Source organism: Brachybacterium tyrofermentans (assembly GCF_039526165.1).
Classification (GTDB): Bacteria; Actinomycetota; Actinomycetes; order Actinomycetales; family Dermabacteraceae; genus Brachybacterium; species Brachybacterium tyrofermentans.
In genome coordinates this window covers 1-20619 of record NZ_BAAAIR010000100.1, presented here as the reverse complement: position 1 = coordinate 20619, position 20619 = coordinate 1, and the positions used below count along the sequence as shown (strand labels likewise).

The window sequence follows — 20619 nt, the reverse complement described above, 5'->3', positions numbered from 1 at the left end:
GTTCCTTGCAGATCATCCTCGGGAAGGTGCGTCCCTTGCACGCCACCTCGCCGAGAGCCATCCACAGGTTCTGATCATTCCTCGGTGATCCGTCCGGGATCGCCATAGTGGCCTTGGAGCAGGCGGAGCGCACAGAGCTTTCAGAGGCTCTCAGAGCAGCGTCGCGAAGCGCTCCAGAGCGGCCGGGCCGACGACGTCCTCCTCCCCCAGCGGCACCTCCTGCAGCGGCACCCGCGGCAGGGCGTCGCGGAGGGTCACGAGGTGCTCGTCCTCGACGGCGCGACGGCGAGCGAGGAAGTCGCCGCGATCGGCGGGCGAGCGCTTGTTGACCACCAGGGCGCCGATGTCGACGCCGGTGCGGGTGAGCTCCGCGTTCAGCTCGATGGTCTCCAGCACCGGCAGGCGCTCGGCGGCCAGGACGATCGCGAAGGACGAGAGCGCGGAATCCACGAGCACCTCGCGCAGCCCGGCGAGGCGGTCGCGGCGGCGCAGCAGGATCGAGCGGATCTCGTCGTCGCGCTCCTCGATCGGGTCCCGCGGGGCAGTCGACCCGAGCACGGTCCTCCCGCGATCACCGTCGAGCCCGCGCATCGCGGCGCCGAGCTTCGCGGACTTCTCCCGGCGGTTCAGCAGGCCGTCGGTCCAGGCGGTCATCACCTCCGGCAGCGCCATCAGCCGCGCGGTGTGCCCGGACGGGGCGGTGTCGAAGACGACCAGGTCGTAGTCCTGCATCCCCATCTCGACCAGCTCCGTCATCCGCTCCAGCACCGCAGCCTCGTGGGTGCCCGGGGACCGTCGGGAGAGGTCCATGTGCTTGTCGACCTCACCGGCGAGGTTGTCCGGCATGAGGCGCTTCAGGGTGTGGGCGACGTCCTTCAGATGGCGGTCGGTGGTGGCGTCGGGGTCGATCTCCAGGCCCCGCAGCCGGCCGCCCACGCCGTCGCCGAGCGGGGTGGCGCGGTCCCCGATCCTCTGACCCCACAGATGGCCGAGGTTGTGGGCGGGGTCGGTGGAGACCACGAGGGCGCGTCGGCCCTCGCGGGCCGCGGCGAGAGCCACGGCGGAGGCGACGGTGGTCTTCCCGACGCCGCCCTTCCCGCCCAGGAACAGCACGCGGCGCTCGGCGGCGAGGGTCAGCAGCATCGGTAGTCCTCCAACGGTGAGCGCTCCATGCCCATGCGGCGATGCCAGTCGTGGAAGCTGTCATAGAGCACGGGCAGCAGCTCGGCGGTGTAGTACGCGGCCGGGTTGGGGACGCCCAGCATCTCGCTCATCACGAGCATCCGGAACAGGTCGTCCTCATCGCGCTGGGCGCGGGCGAAGGTGCGGCGGTAGGGGGCGACGTAGAACTCGCGCAGCCCGTCGCTGAACGCCCGCCAGCGCTGCCTGACCGTGGGGCGGGAGCGTGCGGGGGCCACCCCGTCGGCGGGCCGGTCCGGAGACCCGCCGACGGGAGCTGGGGTGGACGGGCTGGTCACTCGCCGGCGCCTCCGTCGGCGCCGACGGGCTCGCGCTCGTCCTCGTCATCGAGCTCGGGCTCGTCTTTCCGGGCCCGGTTCAGCGCCACCGCGGATTCGACGATCACCCAGACGGCCGCGATCAGGATGATCACGTCGAGCACCAGCAGCAGCCAGTTGCCGGCCGCGAGGAAGTCGCCGAGCTGGATGATCAGCGCATACACGCTGACGAAGAGCACGAACACCAGCGGGATCACGATCGGCAGCACCGGGCGGCGCTTGCGCATCAGCATCACCGCGAGGATCGCGAGGGTGAGTCCGGCCAGGATCTGGTTGGTGGTGCCGAACAGCGGCCAGATCAGCATGCCGCCGGACCCGTCGGCCCCGGCGCTGAAGGTGAGCGCGAGGCACACGACCAGCACGATCGCGGTGGCGACGGCGGTCCCGAGCTTCACGCCCACGACCTGGGCGATCTCCTGGACCACGAAGCGCTGCAGGCGCACCCCGGTGTCCATGGTGGTCGCTGCGAACAGCACTGCTGTGGTGGCCAGGATCGTCGCCGACAGCGATGTGGGGATGCCCAGGCCGGCGTTGACGATCGCGCCGCCGCCGTTGACGAAGGCGCCCACGCCGCCCTCGCCGAAGGCCGAGTACACGGCCTCCCAGTCGGCGAGGGTGCGGAAGCCGGCGGTGGTGGCGATGATCGCGCCGAGGGCGAGCAGGCCCTCGCCGACCGCACCGAAGTAGCCCACGAAGCGAGCGTCGGTCTCCTTGTCGAGCTGTTTCGAGGAGGTGCCGGAGGAGACGACGCCGTGGAAGCCGGAGATGGCGCCGCACGCGATGGTCACGAACAGCAGCGGCATCAGGCCCGGCGTGCCGTCCGGCACGGCCGTGTTGAACGCGGGGGCGACCATCTCGGGGCGGACGATGAGCACCGCGCCGTAGAGCAGCCCGAGCGCGATGAACAGCTGCAGGCCGTTGATGTAGTCGCGCGGCTGCAGCAGCACCCACACCGGGAGCACGGACGCGATCGCGGCGTAGACGAACAGCACGACGATCCAGAACGCCTCGGCGGAGAGGCCCAGCACGGTGTCGGGCAGCACGACGGGGACCGCGTTGCCCAGCACGATCAGGGCGTACAGCGCCACCACGCCGACCACGGAGACGATCGGCAGGTTCCACTTCAGGCGGTAGATCGCCTGGCCGATGAGCACCGCGACGACGAGGGCGCCCCAGGTGGGGATCACCGCCGTGGGCGTGGAGACCAGGAGCCCGGCGATGACCACGGCGAAGGCGGCGTTGACCATGAGCAGCAGCAGGAAGATGACCACCAGGAACAGGCGGCTGCCGCGGGCACCGATGTACCGCGCGGAGAGGGAGCCGATGGACTGGCCGCGGTTGCGGACCGACGCCCACAGCGAGCCGAGGTCGTGCATGCCCGCGAAGAAGACGGTACCGAGGGTGACCCAGAGGAAGGCGGGCAGCCAGCCCCAGATCACGGCGACGGCGGGGCCGACGATCGGTGCGGCGCCGGCGACGGAGGTGAAGTGATGGCCCCACAGGATGAACTTGTTGGTGGGGACGAAGTCGACCCCGTCCTCCAGCTCATGGGAGGGGGTGCGGAAGGAGGCGCGGAGCTTGAACACGCGCCTGCCGAGGTAGCGGGAGTAGAGCATGTAGCCGGCGACCATCATGGCGATGCCGACCACTGCGAGGATCAGGGAGTTCACGGGGGCTCTCCTGTCGAGGGCGGGGAAGGGCCGCGGCGACAGGGCGCGAGGGCGGACGACGGGCACAGCCGCCGGGCACTCGTCACGTCGTCATCGCACGCGATACGGGCCACCGTAGCGGACTCGTGCGCTGTCGCGGGATAGATGCCCTCCGTCAGGGTGGTGGCCCGCGAGATACAGTGCTGACCGACGGAGGAGAGGGGGTGCGTCGATGACGGACAGGGCTAAGTACCTGACGCTCGTCCTCGCGCTCTATGGCGGCACGGTGGCAGTCATCGTCGGAATGGTCGCGGCGATCTTCCAGCGCGCATTCCTGGACGTCACGGTGGACCTCGCCCCGGCGATCATCATCTGCCTGTTCGCCTCGATCATCCACGGGGTGAGGCACGACCTGGACTCCTGAGAGACAGAGCCGTCGAGCGGTGCCACGACGTGCAGGCCCGAGGCACGCGAGTGCGCTCCCCGCGGGTGCGCTCCCCCTGGACCCCTGCTCCCGTCAGATGCTTCCCGCCCACCCCGTACCGCCTGGCATGTCGTTATCCAGGGGGCTATCCGACGCGTCGGGCCATATCGACTACCGGGGCAGCGCGCGTGGACAGGGCGCGGAGGTAGCGGCGGGTGACGACCTCCTGGACGACTCGGGAGACGGGCGCGCCGAGCCGGGCGTACCAGGCGGCGGGCTTCGAGACCGCGTCGAGATGGAAGCGCACGACGCCGGTGTCCGTGCGGGTCACGGTGAACTGCTCGATCCCGGATTCGGGGTGTCCGGGCAGCGTGCCGTAGGCGAAGCCGGCACGGTCCGGTTCGTCGATCACCCACAGCACGCGGCAGGGGGCGAGGATCGAGAGCGGCCCGATGCCGAGGCGCAGATGCACCTGCGCTCCGGGCTCGGCTTGGCGGTGCGAGGCAGCGACCTGCAATCCCGCTCGTCGGTGCACCACCCAGCCGCGCACGGCGGAGCTGGCCGTCTCGAAATCCATGGCAGGCACCAGGGCGCTGCGGCGCATCCGGCGGTACCCCTCAGGCGGATTCTCCAGGGCATCGAGCGGAGCTGTGATCGTCTGCTCGGAATCGACCGCCGTGGCGTACCTCGTCGGCGGCGCGGAGCGTCCCGTCCGCAGCCGGTGGATCCGCCCCTCGAGGGGAGCCGGGAGCACGGCGAGCGCAGTATCGAACAGGCGCGCCGGCCATGGGTCACGCAGCATCTCGTTCTGCCACGTCGACTCCATCGGGCTGAGCGGTTCGATCGGCGGGCACAGCGGCCGCGGCGTCCAGTCGTCGGCCCAGGGGCTGGCGGTGATCCGCAGGGACGTGGCGGGATCATCGGTTCCGCTGCCGCTCTCCGCGCCGAAGGACGTGCGCATGCTCGCGCCATCCGGAGATCTCACCACCTCGCTCGCGCCGTCGACGATCGACAGGATCGCCTGGTCGAGCTCCTCGAGCAGATCGCGGGAGCCGGAATCGCAGGCGTCGCACAGGCAGTCCGGCTCCAGGACCGCGACGGCGGGCTCGCCCAGGCCGACGACGAGGTCCGGGACCGCGGCGGCGTCGTCGGCGAGGTCGATGCTGCCGGTGCTGCCGGCGCTGCCGGCGGCATCGTCCGGGGCGGTGCGGACGAGCACGAGTGGCTGGGCTTCGGGCCGACGGGGGCGCAGCACCGAGGTGCGATAGCGGTCCACGCGCGGGTCGACGGCCCAGCTGACCTGCGCTCCGTCCTCGAACTCGACCGCGTCGGCCCAGCCACGAGCGATGAGGACTTGCACCCAAGCCTCGGCGCGGGTCCACAGGATCCGGTATTTGCCGGGGTCCGAGCAGCGGCTGTACTCCTCGTCGCGGCTGTCGCGCCGCTCGCCGGGTGCGGTGGAGTCGTGGTGCGGGTCCTCCCAGCCGGGGGTGTCCGCGCCGGTCTGGGCGAACGCGTCCTCGACGTCCGCCAGCAGCGCGAGGAGGTCGGCGGAGAACGGCGGATCCTCGACGGTGAGGTCGTTCTCGGCATCGCGGGACACGAACGCCTCGCGCTCCTCCCACCAGGTCGGGGCGGAGGGGAACGTCATGAGGTGACGGTACCGGCAGGCGCGCTCTGATCTCCATCTCTTTGTCGAGGTCACGCCCTGTTGCGTCGAGGTCAGGCCGTGTTGCGTCGAGGCCACGCCGTGCTCGAAGGCAGCAACCCGAGTTCGTCGAGTTCGAGCCTGCATTCTGTGTCGGTGAGAGGGCGCTCACCGACACAGAATGCAGGCTCGACGGATGGTCCCCACCGCGTGGGGTCGTCGACCCGGGGTCAGACGGCCGTTCGCCGGGCTGCGGAGGCGAAGCCGAGCCAGGTGTGGCGGTTGCCCCACCAGCACCAGCCGAGTTTCGGGGCGTCCTGGCGGTCCTTGCCGTCACGTCCGGTGCCGTTGCTGATCCAGAGCGCCGGGGTGCGCGAGTCGAGCTTCCCGGTGGGCTTGGTGAGGCGCGAGCCGATCGTCATGAAGCAGTGGCCTCGCTCGAGGATCTCGCCCTGCTGGAGCACCCAGTGGAGGCCCTCGCTGAGAAGCAGCGGCGTGCGGTCGCGGCCGGTGATCGCCGGCAGCGCCTCCTCCGCGGACCAGTTCTCGTACTCGTCCCCGCGCTCCAGTCCCTCGACGAGGTAGAGCGCCTCGCGGCCCAGCTCGAGGCCGGTAGGCGCGAACTGGTCCACGTCGGTCATGTCCTCGACCACGAAGCCGGGCTTCTCCCCGCGCCGCAGCAGCGGGGTGAGGGCCGACGGCGGCGCGAGCGCCGGGTCGATCGCGAGGAGGGCGTCGGTGCGGTCGCTCCCCCACTGCTCTACGGCGTCGCGCAGGGCCTGCTCGCTGAGCCCGGCCAGGGTGTGCACCTCGAGAGCGATGAGCCGCCCTGCCTGCTCGGCGAGGGTGGGGAGCAGGGTCTCTGGGGGCATGGAGGTCTCCTTCGAGGCGGGGCGGATGTCAGTGGCCGGGTTGACAGTCGGCGCGGTGGCAGCTGGCGCTGCGGCGGGCGCTGCGGCGGCGGTCGGCGCGGCCTGAGACGCAGTGGGCGAACGCAGAATGGCAGAGGGATGCGAGATGGTCTCTCCTGGGGTGGGGTCGCGCGGACGATGCTCCGCACGGATCAGCACTCAACGCCACCTGCCGACGGCCTATTCCCGGCGGTTCCGTGGCCCCGTGGCCCCGTGGCCGACCTCAAGACCCGGCAACTCTGCAGCTCCCCCGCCCCATCCCCGCCAACTCCTCCAGCTCCGCCACTCGATATCCGTTGAGGCTGCCTCGCCCGTCTGGCAGGGTCGACCCCATGCCGCCACCCGAGGATCACGACCCCGACCAGGCCACCGATCCGTCGCGGATCCCCGCGCTCGATCCTGCCCTGCGCTCCTGGCTCGCCCCGATGGTCGGCGAGGTCTCGGTGGTCCGTTCGCTGGTCGGCGGGATCACCGGGCAGATGCTGCAGCTGCGTCGAGCCGACGGCGAGGCGGACATCGTGGTGCGGCGCTGGCCCGCCGAGCGGGACCATGCGCGGGACGAGGACCCGTCCGGTGACAGCCGCTGGCAGCAGGGCATGGTCCGACGCGAAGCCGTCGGGCTGGAGGCCCTGTGAGGGACCGGGCTGCCGGCGCCCGCGCTGATCGCCGCCGACCCCGACGGCTCCGCGTCCGGCCGCCCGACGACGGTGACGACGTTCCTTCCCGGCCGGGTGGAGCTCTCCCCGCCGGACCTGCGCTCCTGGGTGCGGAGCCTCGCCGAGATGCTGGTGCGGATCCATGCGGTGCCGCCCCCGGAGCTGGCCGCCTGCGAGCTGTGGGCCTCGAGCGATCTGCGCTGGCTCGAAGGGGATCACGAGGATCCCGTGGCCCTCGACGTCGCCGCGGACGGCGGGCTGGCTCGCGAGGCCCGGGAGCTCGCGGCCCGCCCTGCGGATCCGGCTCGCGCCGTGCTCAGCCATGGCGACTACCAGCACTTCAACGTGCTGTGGCAGGGCGGGAGCATCTCGGCGGTGGTGGACTGGCCCACCGTCGGCCGCGCAGATCGCGGTCTGGACGTGGGGCACTGCCGGCTGAATCTCGCCGTGCTGTTCTCCGCCGACGCCGCGATGTGGTTCCTCGAGGACTACGAGCAGATCGCCGGGAGGCGGGTCGATCCGGCGGCTGACCTCCAGCGCCTGCTGAACTTCGGACCGAACTGGCCGGAGTTCATCCCGCTCCAGGTGGCCGGGCGTGCCCCGGTCGACGGTCCGGGGATGGCTACGCGGGTGCGGGAGACGATCATGCGCACGCTCCGCCGGGCCGGGTGACGTCGCCGCAGCCCCCATCCTGGGCACCCGCGCTGATCCGGCCTACCCTGGCAGGGAGGTCCGCCGTCGGACCGACGACGGCGGGCCGCTACCCCAGGAGGACTGCGCTGTGGCACGGAACGTCGCTCAGAAACTTCTCGCCTCTCACCTCGTCGACGGTGAGCTCACACCCGGGGCCGAGGTGGGGCTGCGCGTGGACCAGACCCTCACCCAGGACGCCACCGGCACCATGGTGATGCTGGAGCTGGAGGCCATGGGCCTGGACCGGATCCGCACCGAGCTGTCGGTGCAGTACGTGGACCACAACCTGCTCCAGACCGACGAGAAGAACCCCGAGGACCACCTGTTCCTGCGCTCCGCCGCCGAGCGGTTCGGGCTGTGGTTCTCCCAGGCGGGCAACGGGGTCTCCCATCCGGTGCACCAGGCCCACTTCGGCCGCCCCGGCGCGCTCCTGATCGGTTCCGACTCCCATACGTGCGCGGCGGGCGCGCTGGGCATGCTCGCCGTCGGGGTGGGCGGTCTGGAGATCGCGATGGCGATGGCCGGCCAGCCGATGTACGTCACGACCCCGGACGTCTGGGGCGTGGAGCTGACGGGCACCCTGCCCGAGTGGGTCTCCGCGAAGGATGTGGTGCTGGAGATGCTGCGCCGCCACGGCGTCAGCGGCGGCGTGGGTCGCATCATCGAGTATCACGGCGAGGGTCTGGCGCAGCTGAGCGCGATGGACCGGCACGTCATCGCGAACATGGGCGCGGAGCTGGGCGCGACCGCGACGGTCTTCCCGGCCGACGATGTGGCCCGCGACTATCTCGCCGCCGTCGGCCGCGAGGACGACTTCGAGCGCTGGGAGGCCGACGCCGGCGCGTCCTACGACGTCACCGAGCAGATCGATCTGTCGACCCTGGAGCCGCTGATCGCGCGCCCCTCCTCCCCCGGCAACGTGGTGACGGTGGCCGAGGCGGCCGGCGAGGAGGTGTTCCAGGTGGTGGTCGGCTCCTCCGCCAACCCGGGGCTGCGGGACTTCGCCGTGGTCGCCGAGATCCTCGCCGGGCAGCAGAGCCACGACCAGGTCTCCGTCGACATCAACCCCACCTCCCGCGAGGTGCTCGCGGATCTGATCACCGGCGGCTGGCTGACCTCGCTGGTCGCGGCCGGCGCCCGCATCCACCAGTCCGGCTGCATGGGCTGCATCGGCATGGGCCAGGCCCCCGCCGCGGGCCGCAACTCGCTGCGCACCATGCCGCGGAACTTCCCGGGCCGCTCCGGCACGGAGGAGGACGCGGTGTGGCTGTGCTCCCCCGAGACCGCCGCAGCCGCCGCCCTGACCGGGAAGATCACCGATCCGCGCACCCTGGCCGGCTCCCACGGCCTGACCTGTCCGCGCCCGACGATGCCGGAGCGGTATGCCCATCTGCCCTCGATGCTGGCCGCTCCCCTGCCGCCGGAGGAGGCTGCGGAGGTCGAGCTGGTGAAGGGCTCGAACATCTCCTCGCTGCCGGACTTCGCCCCGGTCGAGGACCACCTGGACGTGCCCGCGATCTTGGTGATGGGCGACGACGTCTCGACCGACGAGATCCTGCCCGCCGGGTCCCGCGTGCTGCCCTTCCGCAGCAACATCCCCAAGATCGCCGAGTTCGCCTTCACCCGGATCGACCCGGACTATCCGCGGAACGCGCAGGCCGCCGAAGGCGGGCACGTGGTCGTGGCCGGGAGGAACTACGGCCAGGGCTCCTCCCGCGAGCACGCCGTGATCGCGCCGCGCTACCTGGGACTGAAGGCCGTGATCGCAGTGGGCTTCGCGCGGATCCACTGGCAGAACCTCGCGAACTTCGGGATCCTCGCCCTCGAGTTCGACGACCCCGCGGACCTCACCCGTATCGGGACGAACGACCAGGTGGTGCTCGACGGCGTGCACGAGGCGCTCCGCAGCGGCACCTCGGTCACGGCGCAGATCGGAGGCCGCGAGGTGGGGCTGCACCACCGGCTCTCGGAGCGCCAGGTGCAGATGGTCCTCGCCGGCGGACGGATCCCCCTCGCGGCGCGCGAGGTCTGAGGGTCGGCCGCTGCCCCGATCTGCCCGTCAGCGTGCGAGCGCGGCGTGACCTCCTCGCCGCCGACGCACCCCGCCCGCGAGAGCGCGCAGCACGTCCTCGGTGGCTGCCCAGTCCATGCACGCATCGGTCACGGACTGGCCGCGCACGAGGCCCGTCGGTCCGGCGTCGACGTCGAGCTTCTGTGCGCCGGCGACGAGGTTGCTCTCGAGCATGACCCCGGCGATCGCACCGCCGGCAGCCGCGCTGCCGTCTGTCGTCCTGCCGTCCACCGCGATCTGGTCGGCGAGCATCGTGGCGACCTCGGCCTGGCGCACGTGGTCCTTGCCGGAGTTGCCGTGGCTGGCGTCGATCACCAGGCGCGGCGGCAGGCCCTGCTCCGCGAGGCGCTCGGCGGCGGTGCGCACGGGGCCGGGGCCCCAGTTCGGGCCGTCGGACCCGCCGCGCAGGATCAGGTTGACGTCGGGGTTGCCGGTGGTCGAGACCAGGCTCGCCCGCCCGTCGGCCCCGATCCCGAGGAAGGACTGCGGGGACGAGGCCGCCGCAACCGCGTCCAGCGCCACCTGGATGCTTCCGTCGGTGCCGTTCTTGAACCCGATCGGCATGGACAAGCCGGAGGCGAGCTGGCGGTGGATCTGCGATTCGGTGGTGCGGGCCCCGATCGCGCCCCAGCTGATGAGGTCCGCGATGTACTGCGGGCTGATCGGCTCGAGGAACTCGGTGGCGCAGGGCAGGCCCAGACCCGTGACATCGAGCAGGAAATCGCGGGCCCGGCGCAGACCGGTGGCGATGTCGTGGCTGCCGTTGAGGTGCGGGTCGTTGATCAGGCCCTTCCAGCCGACGGTGGTGCGCGGCTTCTCGAAGTAGGTGCGCATCACCAGCAGCAGGTCATCGCCCAGCTCCTCCTGGATCCCGGCGAGCAGGCAGGCGTACTCGAGCCCGGCCTCCGGGTCATGGATCGAGCAGGGGCCCACGACGACGAGCAGGCGGTCATCGGTGCCCTCGAGCACCGCGCGCACCTGGTCGCGGGCACTGCCCACGAGATCGGCGAGGTCCGGCCGCAGCGGCAGCTCGGCGAGGAGCTCGGCCGGGGTGGGCAGCGGAGTGAGGCTCGCGATGTGGCGATCGGGGGTGGCCGCGGAGGCCGAGGCGGCGGAGGAGGCTGCGGTGGCCGTGGCGGCCGGGCCTGTGCTGGCTGGGACTGTGTCGAGAGCTGTCATGGGTCCTGTCCTGAGGGAGAGCGGACCCGATGCAGAGCCCGCCGGGAATGGCGAAGGGCAGAGCGAATGCTCTGCCCCGGCGGCTCTGAAGGGATGGTGACGCTATGGCATCGCCGGCCCCTCCAGGGCCGACTTCGCATAGGTAAACCATCGGTTCGTCATGCCAGGAGAGTACAGGCCCAGGCGCACGACGCAAGCCCGGTCCGCCCGATGGTCGGCCGACAGGACCAGGGTCAGGCGGCCTTGGCTCGGAGGCGCCACAGAGTGGTGACCTCCTGGCGGCGGGCGGCGTGGAGCAGGTCGAGGGCGTCGGCGGCGCGGCCGTGGCGCGGCGTGGTCGAGTCCTCGCCGGCAACCTCCAGACCGGCCCGGCGGATCAGGCGCCGCAGCTCGTCGCGGCTGCGCAGCTCGAGGTGCTCGGCGAGGTCGGACAGAACCAGCCAGCCCTCCCCTCCGGGGGTGAGGTGATCGGCGAGGCCCGCGAGGAAACCACGCAGCATGGTGGAGCCCTCGTCGTAGATGCCCAGCTCGAGCGCGGAGGTGGGGGTCCCCGGCAGCCACGGCGGGTTGCACACCACGAGGTCGGCGCGCCCCGGCGGGAAGAGATCCGTCTCGATCACGGTGACCGCCGACGTCAGCTCGAGTCGCTCGATGTTCTCCCGGGCGCTCTCGACGGCGCGGGGGTTCACGTCGGTGGCGACCACGTTCACCACACCCCGTCGGGCGAGGACCGCCGCCAGCACCCCGGTGCCGGTGCCGATGTCGAAGGCCGTGAGCTGCTCCCTCGTGGTGGGCAGCGGCACCCGGGCCACGAGGTCCACGTATTCGGAGCGCGAGGGCGAGAAGACGCTGTGACGAGGGTGGATGCGGGCACCGAGCGCCGGGACCGGGACCCCCTGCTCATGCCACTGGTAGGCGCTCAGGACGCCCTGCAGCTCGGTGAGCGAGACCAGCGTGGGCTCCTCCAGCTCGCCGTAGGCCTCACGGCAGGCGTCCGCGATGTCCGGGGCGCGGCGCAGCGCGAGGCGGCCGCCGGGCTCGAGGAGCACGACGATGCCGCCGAGCACCTGGGAGCGTTCCGCCCTCTCGGCGCGATGCGCACGGAACAGGGCCGAGATGCCCAGCTTGCGCGAGATGCTTCCGTGATCGATGCGCCGGGAGACGGCCTTGAGGAGCTGCCGGGCGTTGTGGAAGTCGCCGCGCCACAGCAGCGAGCTGCCGGCGCGCAGGTGGCGCAGAGCGGCGTTCGCGGTGAGCGTGTCATCGGCGATCTCGACCGTGACGGGCGGAGGAGCACCGTTCTCGGAGCGCCACCGCGCCGACTGCACAGCGTCGTTCTCGGTCCAGCTGACCAGGGGCATCGGTGTCTCCCAGGACGTCGACGAACGAGGATCCGGCGCCGCATCCGGGTCGGTGCACAGAAGGGCTCCTCGCGACGAGTCCTTCTCGTCCGGTCCGAAGAGTGTCTCACCTGCCCTGCGATCGCGCTCTGCGATCACGGTCCGGGCCGGACCGGGCCGAGGCACTTCCCGCGCCACCGGCGCCTTCGCCGTCGTGGTCAGCACCGCCATCACCCACCCCACCACCCTCACCACCTGGTTCCACCAGGTCGTCACCACCGCCTGACCCACCCCGCCAAGCCCCAGCCCCAGCCCCAGCCCCAGCCCCAGCCCTACGACCTTCTGCTCCCCAGCGTCGGCTCTACGCTCCATACGCCTCGAGCCGACGCACAGCGACGAAAGCTCGTATCGCTCAGTGCGCACAGCGGGACTATCCGGACGTGGCGTTCGCAGGGACGGCCGCTGACCTGAACTGGGCTGACCGGGAGGTCGGCGCTCGCCCAGCCTCCGTTCCTATACTCGGCACCGCAGGCATCCTGTGTTCGTTTCGACGAAGGAGGCACGTCATGAGTGCAGACGAGAAGTTCGAGAACGCGACCGACAAGATGGGCGGCCAGGCCAAGGAAGGTTTCGGCAAGCTCACCGGCGACAAGGAGACCCAGGCGGAGGGCCAGGCCCAGCAGGGCAAGGCCGACGCCAAGGACAAGCTCCAGGACGCCCGCGACACCGTGAAGGGCGCGGTCGGCGGGATGTTCGGCAAGAAGGACAAGACCGACTGATCTGCCGGGACGGCAGCGGCTCCGCGCCGCCGTCGACCCGATCCGAGGGCGGCTCCACCTGGTGGGGCCGCCCTCGACGCGTCCAGGGCCGCGACGCCCAGCCCCGCAGGCACCGGACGGGGGCAGGACTGGACGGGACTGGACGGGACTGGACCGGGCGGGACAGGACCGGACGGAGTAGCGTGACCTGCCAGCGGCACGCCGCCGCAGCCTCGACAGGAAGTGCGCGATGACGCCACGAGAACAGCCCCAACGGGTCAGGGTCCAGAACTTCACCGTCTCCCGCGACGGCATCGGCGCCGGGGAGCACCAGAGCCTCGAGCGGCCCTTCGGGACCGTGAGCACCGGCCCCCTCGACCCCAGCAAGCTCATGGCCTGGAGTTTCGAGACCGCGAACTTCCCCGGACGCACCGATGGTGGCGGCACACGAGGCCTCGAGGACCGCCTGACCAGAGACTTCTCCCAGAACATCGGCGCGGAGATCATGGGGCGCAACAAGTTCGGCCCCGTGCGCGGCCCGTGGCCGGATGAGGAGTGGACCGGCTGGTGGGGCGAGGATCCGCCGTTCCACACGCCCGTGGTCGTGATGACCCATCACCCGCGGCCGTCGTTCTCGCTCTCGGACACCACCTTCCATTTCGTGGACGGCACCCCGCGGGAGGCGCTCGAGCAGGCCTTCGCGGCGGCCGACGGGAAGGACGTGCGCATCGGCGGCGGGGTCTCCACCGTTCGCCAGTTCCTCGAGGCGGACCTCATCGATGAGCTGCACGTGGCGGTCGCCCCGCTCGAGTACGGCAGCGGGCTCCGGCTGTGGGATGCCCCGGAGGACCTCACGGACCGCTTCCATCTGGAGAAGGTCCTCGCGCCCAGCGGCGTCACGCACTGCTTCCTCTGGCGTCGCTGAGCACCCAGGGTCGATGCCGGTCGGTCCGACGGTGTCTCTCGCCCGACGGACCCGCTAGGAGCCCACGCCGGCTGTGTACGCCTCGCGAGTGAAGGGGCGCAGCCCCGTCGTCGGATCGGCGAGGGTGGACAGGATGTCGCGGGAGGCGAGCAGGGCGGCTCCATGGGCGCTCGCGAACTGGTCGAGCTGGGAGATGCCGAGCTCGGGTGCGATCTGGGCGTGGGTCGCGAGGTACTCTCGCAGATCGTCCTCGAAGAGGTGCGCGAGCGGGGTGAGCGCACCGCCGACGACCACCAGGGACGGGTCCACGAGGGTGGCCGCCAGGGCGAGCGTCTCCGCGACCTGTCCGGTGTAGTCCTTCACCGTGGCCAGCACCGCCGGGTCCCCGTCGAGCGCGGCCTGCACCATGTGGCCTACCGGGTCCCGGATGCCATCGGCGTCGCTCCGCCAGGCACGCAGCTCGCTCGTGGGCCGCAGCGCGGACATCGACAGGTCCCCCGCGATGTGATGGACGCCCTGACGCGGGACCCCGCCCAGCAGCAGCGCCATCGAGGGTCGCCGTCCCAGCTGGATCTGCACCACCTCCGTGTGCCCCCGGGAGACGCCCACCCGGTGCTCCGCCCAGAGCGCAGCCCGCACGTCGTTGTCAGCCATCGTGATGCCCTGGATGCACTCGCCCAGGAGATCACCCGGCCGGTGCCCTTCCCAGGCGGGGAGCGTCACCGATCGGGCCAGCCGGCCACCGTCGTCGACGGTTCCGGACAGGGCGAACGCCGTCACCCACACCTCGGAGGCGTCGTCGGTGCACTCCGCGACCACGGTCGAGACGGCCTCGTGCACCGGCGAGGCATCACGCCGGATCTCCCCGTCGGCCACCTCGCACTCGGCACGACGCACGGGCTCCCCCGCGAGGTCCGTGCTGACGGCGCGCACGGAATGCGGCCCGATGTCGACCCCGAGAACCTGCCCCGCGGGGGTGCGAGCGCTGAACATCTGGGACGGCCGGCCCGGACCGCTGACCCGCGCGGGGCCGACGTCGGCCCAGCCCTTGTCGCTCAGCCCGCGCAGCACCTCGGCGAGGGTGGCCTGGGAGAGCCCGGTGGAGCCGACGAGCTCGGTGATGCGCTGGGGGCCGTCGGTGCGGAGGGCGTCGACCACGGCATATTCGTTCCAGCTGCGTACCGAGCTGGGATCCGCTCGGCGTCCCGTGCGGTGCATACCCTCCACCCCCTTCGTGACGCCGGTCACGTCCGGATCATCCCAGTATGGCACCCTGCGCCCGGTCCGCGTGAATCGGCTGTCACCGACGGCCGAAATGCTGCTGGCGGGAATGCTGCGGGCAGAGCCGCGGGTCACCTCACCCTGGCCACTGAGCCCGCGTCACACAGGCATCTCGGGAGCATCCGCCGCGGCGAGCGCCAGCTCGGCCGAGCGCACGTCCGTGATGATCACGTGGGCGAGTCCTGACCGGAGGGTCGCGAGCACTCCGCGCTCCTTCCACTCGCCGCCGCCGATCGCCACCCGGAGAGGCACCCAGCGCAGCTCCGTCTCCGGGATGCCGATGAAGCGGCCCTCGAGGCCGCTGACGCTCCGACCCTCGATGTCCAGCAGCGTGGTGCCGAACTCGGCCACCACTCCCCTCTCCTCGAAGGTCTCCCGCTCCCCGTTCTCGGCGAGGATCTGCGCCAGCAGCGAGGAGTCGGGCCAGCCGCCGATGGTGAGGAAGGCCTTGCGGACGTGCCGGAACCTCGCCATGGTCTCCTGGATCGCGGGATGACGGAGGATCGGCGTCGCCTCGAGCTCGATGAGGATCGGGACATACAGCGGCGAGGTCGCTCCCCCGGCCGCGCGGCCGATGTTGGAGATGACCTCGACGCCGTCCTCGAGCCGCGGCCAGCCGATGCCGGTCAGCTGGACGACGTCGGCGCTGGGCAGCGCGTCGATCTGCCGGGAGGCGAGCACGAGGGTGCGGCCGGGCGCGAAGCCGAGCACGTCGTCCTCCTGCACGGTCTCGCGGATGAACCGGGCGGTGACCGCGGCGATGGCCTCGCGCACCTCGGCGTCCTGCGCGGAGCGGGTGGCGACCACGAGCGCGGACTGCAGGCCGTAGCGCCGGGCGAGCCGCGTCGAGAGGTCCACGTCGATCGGGACCTCCACGGCCGGGCGCACCTCGATCAGTCCCAGGTCACGAGCCTTTCGCACCATGCGCGCGGTGACGAAGCGCGACTTGCCGATCTCCTCGGCGATGTCGTTGACGGTGCGTCCGTGGGCGAGATTCTGCATGGCGACGTACACGTGCAGGATCTGCTGGTCCAAGGGCATCTGTGCGCTCATGAGCGCATGGTATTGCCGCATCCGTGCAGATATCGGGGACGACGGGTCGTCCATGGATGGCCCTCGTTCCTCCCCGTCCGCCGGACAGTCAGGTCGCGAACCGCCTCCGAGCGGACTCCGGTCCGCCACCCGACGGTCGAGCGGCGGACGGTCAGGTGGAGGCGGCATCGGCCTCGTCGAGCCAGTCCATGGCGAGTGCCGGGTCGTCGGCCGTGGTGCCGTCGGCCCCCAGGCGCACCGCCTCGCGCATGTTCTCGAACGAGCGCATCGGCCACAGGTGCAGCTCGAGGCCGCGGTCCCGGAACGCCTGGACGTGCTGGTCGGTGAGCCCCTCGAAGCCCACGCAGATCCGGGACGCGCCCGTGTGGTCCACGAGCTTCTCCCAGCCGCCCTCGAACTCCTCGGCTGCGGCGATGTCGTGGCGGATGATGCCGCGCGGCACGTCGGGGAACAGCTCCATGGCCTCGCGCAGCGGCTCCTCCTTGAAGCTGGTCAGCTGCGTCCGTGCAGCGTGCTCGGGATGGGCCTCGAAGTAGCGCGCCAGGTAGGGCACGGTCTCCGGGGCCTTGATCTCGAGCTGGATGACGGTGCGGGTGGCCTCGTACATCTCCTGAAGCGTCACCACGCCGAAGCCGGAGTCCAGCACCACGGAGCGCAGCTCGGCCAGGGTCATCTCCCTGGCCGGGCCGAGGCCCCGCGCGGAGTCGTCGCCGGCGGTGCGGTCCAGCGTCGCGTCGTGCAGGAGGAACAGCTCCTCGTCGGCGCTGAGCCGCACGTCGAGCTCGATCTCGTCGACCCCGATCTGCTCGGCCAGCTCGTAGCCCTCCAGACTGTTCTCGGGGGCGTGCGCCATCGCGCCGCGGTGGCCCACGATCAGCATCTTTCCCATCGTGCCTCTCACTCTCCCACTCTCTGCTCGTACTTCTCCCGGACCCGGTCGATCGCGGGCTCCAGCTCCTTCTCCATCCTGGTCAGCACCTTCTCGGCGTCCTCGCCGGCCGAGTAGACGGACTGGATGGCGTTCTTGGCCTCAACGAGCGTCTCGGGCACATAGCGTCGGGCGACGTCGGGCCCCTGCGCGATCTCGAGCTGGTCGATGCCGACCTGGTAGCGGGGGTCCTCGGCGGAGCGCGCCGCGATCTCGTCGGACTCCATCGCGTCCTTCGTGGAGGGCACATAGCCGCTGCCCAGGGTCCAGTCGATCGAGGCCTGCCCGGTGCTGAGGAACTTGATGACCTCCCAGGCGGCCTGCTTCCGCTGCGCGGAGGCGTACTTCATGATCGACAGCCCGCCGCCGCCGGTGGGGACCCCGGGGCCGACCTCCTGCGGAAGGTACCCGCAGCCGAAGTCGAAGGTCGCGGCCTCCTTGATGCCGGAGAGGCTGCCGGTGGACTGCAGGGCGGTGGCGCAGGCACCCGAGGAGAAGTCGCCGGTGGCGTCGGCCGCGAGATAGCCCGAGCCGTCGTCGTGGATGAACGTCCGGTCGTACTCGAGCGCGGCGATCGACTCGTCGGTGGTCAGCGTCATGTCCAGGCCGTCGGAGTAGGCGCCGCCGAAGGCCCAGATCGAGCCCGAGAAGTACCAGTCGTCGCCGCCGATGTAGGCGCGCATGGCGACCTTGTTGCCGTGGTACTCGTAGCCGGTGACCTCGCGGCCCCACTCGGCGTACTCGGTGTAGGTCTCCGGCGCGCGGTCCGGGAGGCCCACGGCGTCGAAGATCTCGCGGTTGTAGTAGAACAGCGGCGTCGAGCGGCCGAAGGGGAGCCACCAGATGTCGTCCTTGACGGTGCCCTCGGCGAGGAACCGCTCGTGGTAGGTGTCGGTGCCGAAGGAGTCGTCGAAGTAGCCCTTGAGCGGCTCGAGCACCTCCGCGAGGTAGAAGCGGTTCCACACCACGTCGCTGAACACGACGATGTCGGGCACCTGGCGGGCCTGCAGGCTCGCGGAGAGCTTGGACTCCACGCCCTCGTAGCTGTCGAAGATCTGCACCTCGACGTAGATCTCGCTCTGCGCCTTGTGGAAGGCGTCGATGTTCGCCTGGATCACCTCGGCGTTGTGCGCGGTGTAGGCGCTCCAGATGACCACGCGCTGACGGCCCGCGAACTCCTCGGGGGTCTCGCCGCCGGGCTGCTCGAGCACGAGCCCCTCGGTGTCGCCGAGGCCGAAGCAGCCGCCCAGCAGCGGTGTCCCGGCGGCGAACAGTCCGGCGCCCAGCAGCAGCCGGCGCGAGGGGGTGCGGGGGCGGGCGGAGCGCCCGCGGGAACGGGTGGAAGGCATGGCTCTCCTTGCAGGACGGGGCACGGTGCTCAGCGACCGTTGCCGGCGGCGGCGCCGGTGAGCCCGGAGACGATGTAGCGCTGGGCGCACAGGAACACGAACAGCATCGGGAGCACCACGATGAGGGTGCCGGACATCAGCACGCCCCAGTTGGTCAGGCCGTCGTTGGACTTCAAATACATCAGCCCGATGGGCAGGGTGCGCATGTTCACCGAGTTGGTGATGATCAGCGGCCACACGAAGTTGTTCCACTCGTCGATGACGGCGACCAGGGCCACGGTGACCACGGCCGGGATCGACATCGGCAGCGTGAAGGAGATGAGCCGGCGCAGGTGACCACAGCCGTCGACCTCCGCGGCCTCGAACACCTCCGCGGGCAGCGACATGAAGTGCTGGCGCAGCAGGAAGGTTCCGAAGGCGGAGGCCACCCCCGGCAGGATCAGGCCCGCGTAGGTGTTGATCAGGCCCATGTTGCCCATGGTGATGTAGTTGACCAGCAGCGTGACGTGACCGGGGACCATGAGCGCGCCGAGCATCACCACGAACAGCCACTTCTTGCCCGGGAAGGGCAGGAACGCGAACGCGTAGGCGGCGAAGACGGCGAGCACCACCTTGAGCGTCGCCCCGATGACCGTGACGATCACCGAGTTCTTGATGAACGCCCCGAAGGGTGCGATCCGCCAGGCCTCGCGCATGTTCTCGAAGGTCAGCTCGCTGGGCAGCCACTTCATGGGCCAGGAGTAGATGTCGCCGTTGGTCTTGAACGACGTGGACAGCAGCATGTACAGCGGGATGAGGAAGACCAGGCCCACAGCGATCAGCAGCAGGTATCCCCACCAGCTGCGCCTCAGGGGGCTCGGGCGGCGGCGACGGGTGGAAGACGCGGGTCCGCGGGACGTGCTGCCGGTGCGGCCGACGGACTCGTCGGCCCGCTGGTCCCCCTCGGCCGCCGTGCGGGTGGTCGTGGGATCCGCCATCAGTAGTGCACCTTCTTCTCGACGAACCGGAACTGCAGGGCCGTGATGACCATGAGGATCACGAACATGACGGTGCCGGCGGCGGCGGAGAGGCCGACGTTGGAGCGGGAGAACGCCTGTTCGTAGATGAACCAGCTCAGCGTGGTGGTGGAGGAGGCCGGGCCGCCGTTCGTCATCACCGCGATCAGGTCGAACGCCTGGAAGGCGCCGATGGTCTGGGTGATGACCAGGAAGAACGTGGTGGGCGAGAGCAGCGGGAGGATCACCCGGGTGAAGGTCTGGAACGAGTTGGCGCCGTCGAGCTCGGCGGCCTCGAGGACGTCGGTGGGCAGCCCCTGGATGCCGGCGAGGTACACGATCGAGACGAAGCCGACGCCTTTCCAGATCGAGACGATCAGCAGGGCGGGCAGCGCCCAGTCGGCGTCGGTGGTCCAGCTCGGCGAATCCGCCCCGACGAGGTTGAAGACCACACGTGCCAGGCCGTAGTTGGGGTCGAAGATGAACAGCCACACCACGGCGATCGCGGCGCCGGAGACGACGTGCGGGGTGAACACGATGCCCGTGGCGACCGAGGTGCCGGGCAGCTTCTTGGAGAAGAGGGCCGCCAGCAGCACACCGAGCACGAGGCTGATGCCGACCACCACGACAACCCACACCAACGACACCCACAGCACCTTGTGGAAGGAGGGCGAGACGAGCATCGAGGTGTAGTTCGTCAGCCCCACGAAGAGCGGCTCGGGAGAGATGAAGTCCCAGCTGGTGAGGCTCAGGTAGAGGTTCGCGATGATCGGCCAGTACGCGAAGACGGCGATGAGCGCGAGGTTGGGGAAGGCGAACAGGGCGAACAGGCCGTAGCCGCGTCGCAGGCGTCGGCGGCGGGCGGCGAGGCGCTCCGCCGACAGGGGCGGCAGCGACGTCACCGAGGTCGGGGCCTCCTTCCGCGACCTCTCCGGGGCCGTGGGACTGGTGCTCATCGGGCCTCCCGGGGGTGCTCGGTGTCAGGGAGGCCGCCGGCTTCGGTGCTCACCAGCGCCTGGAACGGGGCGAGGGTGGGGACGGGGACATCGCGGATCTCGAGGGTTCCGATCTCCGGCATCACCGCGGCACGGTTCGGCGTCATGGTGGTCCTTCCGGGAGCGGCCTGGCTCCTGCCTGCTGTGGCCCACCGTCCGCAGTGGGCCCGGTCACGTCGGGACCCACCGTAACGGGCTCTTCCCGGTTCGTGGTGATGGGGAGCGTCGCGTCGTTGACGTAGAACGG

At 70.9% G+C, this 20619-nt stretch carries 20 protein-coding genes; 6 read left to right on the top strand and 14 right to left on the bottom strand.

Going from position 1 to position 20619, the window contains the following annotated elements:
* Nucleotides 1-150: 150 nt before the first annotated feature.
* Genes ABD093_RS18855 through ABD093_RS18845 form a run of 3 tightly spaced genes read right to left on the bottom strand, consistent with a single transcriptional unit; the run spans nucleotide 151 to nucleotide 3187 of the window.
* Nucleotides 151-1143 carry an ArsA family ATPase gene (locus ABD093_RS18855; RefSeq protein ID WP_193116460.1) on the bottom strand — a complete coding sequence of 331 codons (993 nt, stop codon included), beginning with the start codon at nucleotides 1141-1143 and terminating at the stop codon, nucleotides 151-153.
* Nucleotides 1134-1418 carry a cory-CC-star protein gene (locus ABD093_RS18850; RefSeq protein WP_193116536.1) on the bottom strand — a complete coding sequence of 95 codons (285 nt, stop codon included), beginning with the start codon at nucleotides 1416-1418 and terminating at the stop codon, nucleotides 1134-1136. Before ABD093_RS18850 ends, ABD093_RS18855 begins: the two co-directional genes overlap by 10 nt.
* A gap of 56 nt (nucleotides 1419-1474) precedes the next feature.
* Nucleotides 1475-3187 (bottom strand): carbon starvation CstA family protein, encoded by a 1713-nt coding sequence (locus ABD093_RS18845; protein WP_193116461.1) that lies wholly within the window; start codon nucleotides 3185-3187, stop codon nucleotides 1475-1477.
* A 211-nt stretch (nucleotides 3188-3398) separates the two neighbouring features.
* Here ABD093_RS18845 and ABD093_RS18840 point away from each other — a divergent pair, with 211 nt between their 5' ends.
* A complete protein-coding gene (locus tag ABD093_RS18840) occupies nucleotides 3399-3590 on the top strand; it encodes a hypothetical protein (RefSeq protein WP_193116462.1) in 192 nt (63 codons plus the stop codon).
* A gap of 145 nt (nucleotides 3591-3735) precedes the next feature.
* Here the strand turns inward: ABD093_RS18840 and ABD093_RS18835 are convergent, their stop codons facing one another.
* Together ABD093_RS18835 and ABD093_RS18830 are read right to left on the bottom strand one after the other, a co-directional pair.
* Nucleotides 3736-5241, bottom strand: coding sequence for a DUF1990 domain-containing protein (locus ABD093_RS18835; protein WP_226849714.1), 1506 nt, complete (start codon nucleotides 5239-5241; stop codon nucleotides 3736-3738).
* A gap of 227 nt (nucleotides 5242-5468) precedes the next feature.
* Nucleotides 5469-6110 carry a DUF5701 family protein gene (locus tag ABD093_RS18830; protein WP_193116463.1) on the bottom strand — a complete coding sequence of 214 codons (642 nt, stop codon included), beginning with the start codon at nucleotides 6108-6110 and terminating at the stop codon, nucleotides 5469-5471.
* A 371-nt stretch (nucleotides 6111-6481) separates the two neighbouring features.
* On the opposite strand from ABD093_RS18830, the gene ABD093_RS18825 reads away from it, so the two are divergent.
* The 3 genes from ABD093_RS18825 to ABD093_RS18815 all read left to right on the top strand — a co-directional run bounded on the left by ABD093_RS18825 (nucleotide 6482) and on the right by ABD093_RS18815 (nucleotide 9530).
* Nucleotides 6482-6784, top strand: coding sequence for a hypothetical protein (locus ABD093_RS18825; protein WP_193116464.1), 303 nt, complete (start codon nucleotides 6482-6484; stop codon nucleotides 6782-6784).
* A 9-nt stretch (nucleotides 6785-6793) separates the two neighbouring features.
* Nucleotides 6794-7477 (top strand): phosphotransferase family protein, encoded by a 684-nt coding sequence (locus ABD093_RS18820; protein WP_193116538.1) that lies wholly within the window; start codon nucleotides 6794-6796, stop codon nucleotides 7475-7477.
* Between the two features lie 109 nt (nucleotides 7478-7586).
* A complete protein-coding gene (locus tag ABD093_RS18815) occupies nucleotides 7587-9530 on the top strand; it encodes an aconitate hydratase (RefSeq protein WP_193116465.1) in 1944 nt (647 codons plus the stop codon).
* A gap of 27 nt (nucleotides 9531-9557) precedes the next feature.
* On the opposite strand, the gene ABD093_RS18810 is transcribed toward ABD093_RS18815, so the two are convergent.
* Together ABD093_RS18810 and ABD093_RS18805 are read right to left on the bottom strand one after the other, a co-directional pair.
* On the bottom strand, nucleotides 9558-10748 hold the full coding sequence (locus ABD093_RS18810) for a 3-deoxy-7-phosphoheptulonate synthase (protein ID WP_193116466.1): 1191 nt from the start codon (nucleotides 10746-10748) through the stop codon (nucleotides 9558-9560).
* A gap of 233 nt (nucleotides 10749-10981) precedes the next feature.
* A complete protein-coding gene (locus ABD093_RS18805; protein WP_343926465.1) occupies nucleotides 10982-12109 on the bottom strand; it encodes a methyltransferase in 1128 nt (375 codons plus the stop codon).
* Between the two features lie 545 nt (nucleotides 12110-12654).
* Here ABD093_RS18805 and ABD093_RS18800 point away from each other — a divergent pair.
* Both ABD093_RS18800 and ABD093_RS18795 read left to right on the top strand, forming a co-directional pair.
* Nucleotides 12655-12867 (top strand): CsbD family protein, encoded by a 213-nt coding sequence (locus ABD093_RS18800; protein WP_193116467.1) that lies wholly within the window; start codon nucleotides 12655-12657, stop codon nucleotides 12865-12867.
* A gap of 229 nt (nucleotides 12868-13096) precedes the next feature.
* On the top strand, nucleotides 13097-13771 hold the full coding sequence (locus ABD093_RS18795; protein ID WP_193116468.1) for a dihydrofolate reductase family protein: 675 nt from the start codon (nucleotides 13097-13099) through the stop codon (nucleotides 13769-13771).
* A 54-nt stretch (nucleotides 13772-13825) separates the two neighbouring features.
* On the opposite strand, the gene ABD093_RS18790 is transcribed toward ABD093_RS18795, so the two are convergent.
* The 7 genes from ABD093_RS18790 to ABD093_RS18760 all read right to left on the bottom strand — a co-directional run bounded on the left by ABD093_RS18790 (nucleotide 13826) and on the right by ABD093_RS18760 (nucleotide 20479).
* Nucleotides 13826-15019, bottom strand: a complete 1194-nt coding sequence (locus ABD093_RS18790) for an ROK family transcriptional regulator (RefSeq protein WP_193116469.1) — start codon at nucleotides 15017-15019, stop codon at nucleotides 13826-13828.
* Between the two features lie 132 nt (nucleotides 15020-15151).
* Nucleotides 15152-16105, bottom strand: coding sequence for a sugar-binding transcriptional regulator (locus ABD093_RS18785; protein ID WP_193116470.1), 954 nt, complete (start codon nucleotides 16103-16105; stop codon nucleotides 15152-15154).
* 151 nt (nucleotides 16106-16256) lie between these two features.
* Nucleotides 16257-17006 (bottom strand): glycerophosphodiester phosphodiesterase, encoded by a 750-nt coding sequence (locus ABD093_RS18780; RefSeq protein ID WP_343926462.1) that lies wholly within the window; start codon nucleotides 17004-17006, stop codon nucleotides 16257-16259.
* Nucleotides 17003-18382, bottom strand: coding sequence for an ABC transporter substrate-binding protein (locus ABD093_RS18775; protein ID WP_193116472.1), 1380 nt, complete (start codon nucleotides 18380-18382; stop codon nucleotides 17003-17005). Before ABD093_RS18775 ends, ABD093_RS18780 begins: the two co-directional genes overlap by 4 nt.
* Before the next feature lie 29 nt (nucleotides 18383-18411).
* The gene (locus ABD093_RS18770; RefSeq protein ID WP_193116473.1) at nucleotides 18412-19359 is read right to left on the bottom strand and encodes a carbohydrate ABC transporter permease; all 948 of its coding nucleotides are present in this window, start codon (nucleotides 19357-19359) and stop codon (nucleotides 18412-18414) included.
* Nucleotides 19359-20333 (bottom strand): carbohydrate ABC transporter permease, encoded by a 975-nt coding sequence (locus ABD093_RS18765; protein WP_193116474.1) that lies wholly within the window; start codon nucleotides 20331-20333, stop codon nucleotides 19359-19361. The genes ABD093_RS18770 and ABD093_RS18765 overlap by 1 nt, the downstream gene beginning before the upstream one ends.
* Nucleotides 20330-20479, bottom strand: a complete 150-nt coding sequence (locus ABD093_RS18760) for a hypothetical protein (protein ID WP_193116475.1) — start codon at nucleotides 20477-20479, stop codon at nucleotides 20330-20332. The genes ABD093_RS18765 and ABD093_RS18760 overlap by 4 nt, the downstream gene beginning before the upstream one ends.
* Nucleotides 20480-20619: the final 140 nt, after the last annotated feature.

Coding starts and splice junctions, on each gene's coding strand:
- ABD093_RS18840 (WP_193116462.1), top strand. CDS start 3,399: ATGACGGACAGGGCTAAGTACCTGACGCTCGTCCTCGCGCTCTATGGC.
- ABD093_RS18800 (WP_193116467.1), top strand. CDS start 12,655: ATGAGTGCAGACGAGAAGTTCGAGAACGCGACCGACAAGATGGGCGGC.
- ABD093_RS18775 (WP_193116472.1), bottom strand. CDS start 18,382: ATGCCTTCCACCCGTTCCCGCGGGCGCTCCGCCCGCCCCCGCACCCCC.
- ABD093_RS18855 (WP_193116460.1), bottom strand. CDS start 1,143: ATGCTGCTGACCCTCGCCGCCGAGCGCCGCGTGCTGTTCCTGGGCGGG.
- ABD093_RS18770 (WP_193116473.1), bottom strand. CDS start 19,359: ATGGCGGATCCCACGACCACCCGCACGGCGGCCGAGGGGGACCAGCGG.
- ABD093_RS18795 (WP_193116468.1), top strand. CDS start 13,097: ATGACGCCACGAGAACAGCCCCAACGGGTCAGGGTCCAGAACTTCACC.
- ABD093_RS18825 (WP_193116464.1), top strand. CDS start 6,482: ATGCCGCCACCCGAGGATCACGACCCCGACCAGGCCACCGATCCGTCG.
- ABD093_RS18810 (WP_193116466.1), bottom strand. CDS start 10,748: ATGACAGCTCTCGACACAGTCCCAGCCAGCACAGGCCCGGCCGCCACG.
- ABD093_RS18760 (WP_193116475.1), bottom strand. CDS start 20,479: ATGACGCCGAACCGTGCCGCGGTGATGCCGGAGATCGGAACCCTCGAG.
- ABD093_RS18765 (WP_193116474.1), bottom strand. CDS start 20,333: ATGAGCACCAGTCCCACGGCCCCGGAGAGGTCGCGGAAGGAGGCCCCG.
- ABD093_RS18805 (WP_343926465.1), bottom strand. CDS start 12,109: ATGCCCCTGGTCAGCTGGACCGAGAACGACGCTGTGCAGTCGGCGCGG.
- ABD093_RS18830 (WP_193116463.1), bottom strand. CDS start 6,110: ATGCCCCCAGAGACCCTGCTCCCCACCCTCGCCGAGCAGGCAGGGCGG.
- ABD093_RS18835 (WP_226849714.1), bottom strand. CDS start 5,241: ATGACGTTCCCCTCCGCCCCGACCTGGTGGGAGGAGCGCGAGGCGTTC.
- ABD093_RS18785 (WP_193116470.1), bottom strand. CDS start 16,105: ATGAGCGCACAGATGCCCTTGGACCAGCAGATCCTGCACGTGTACGTC.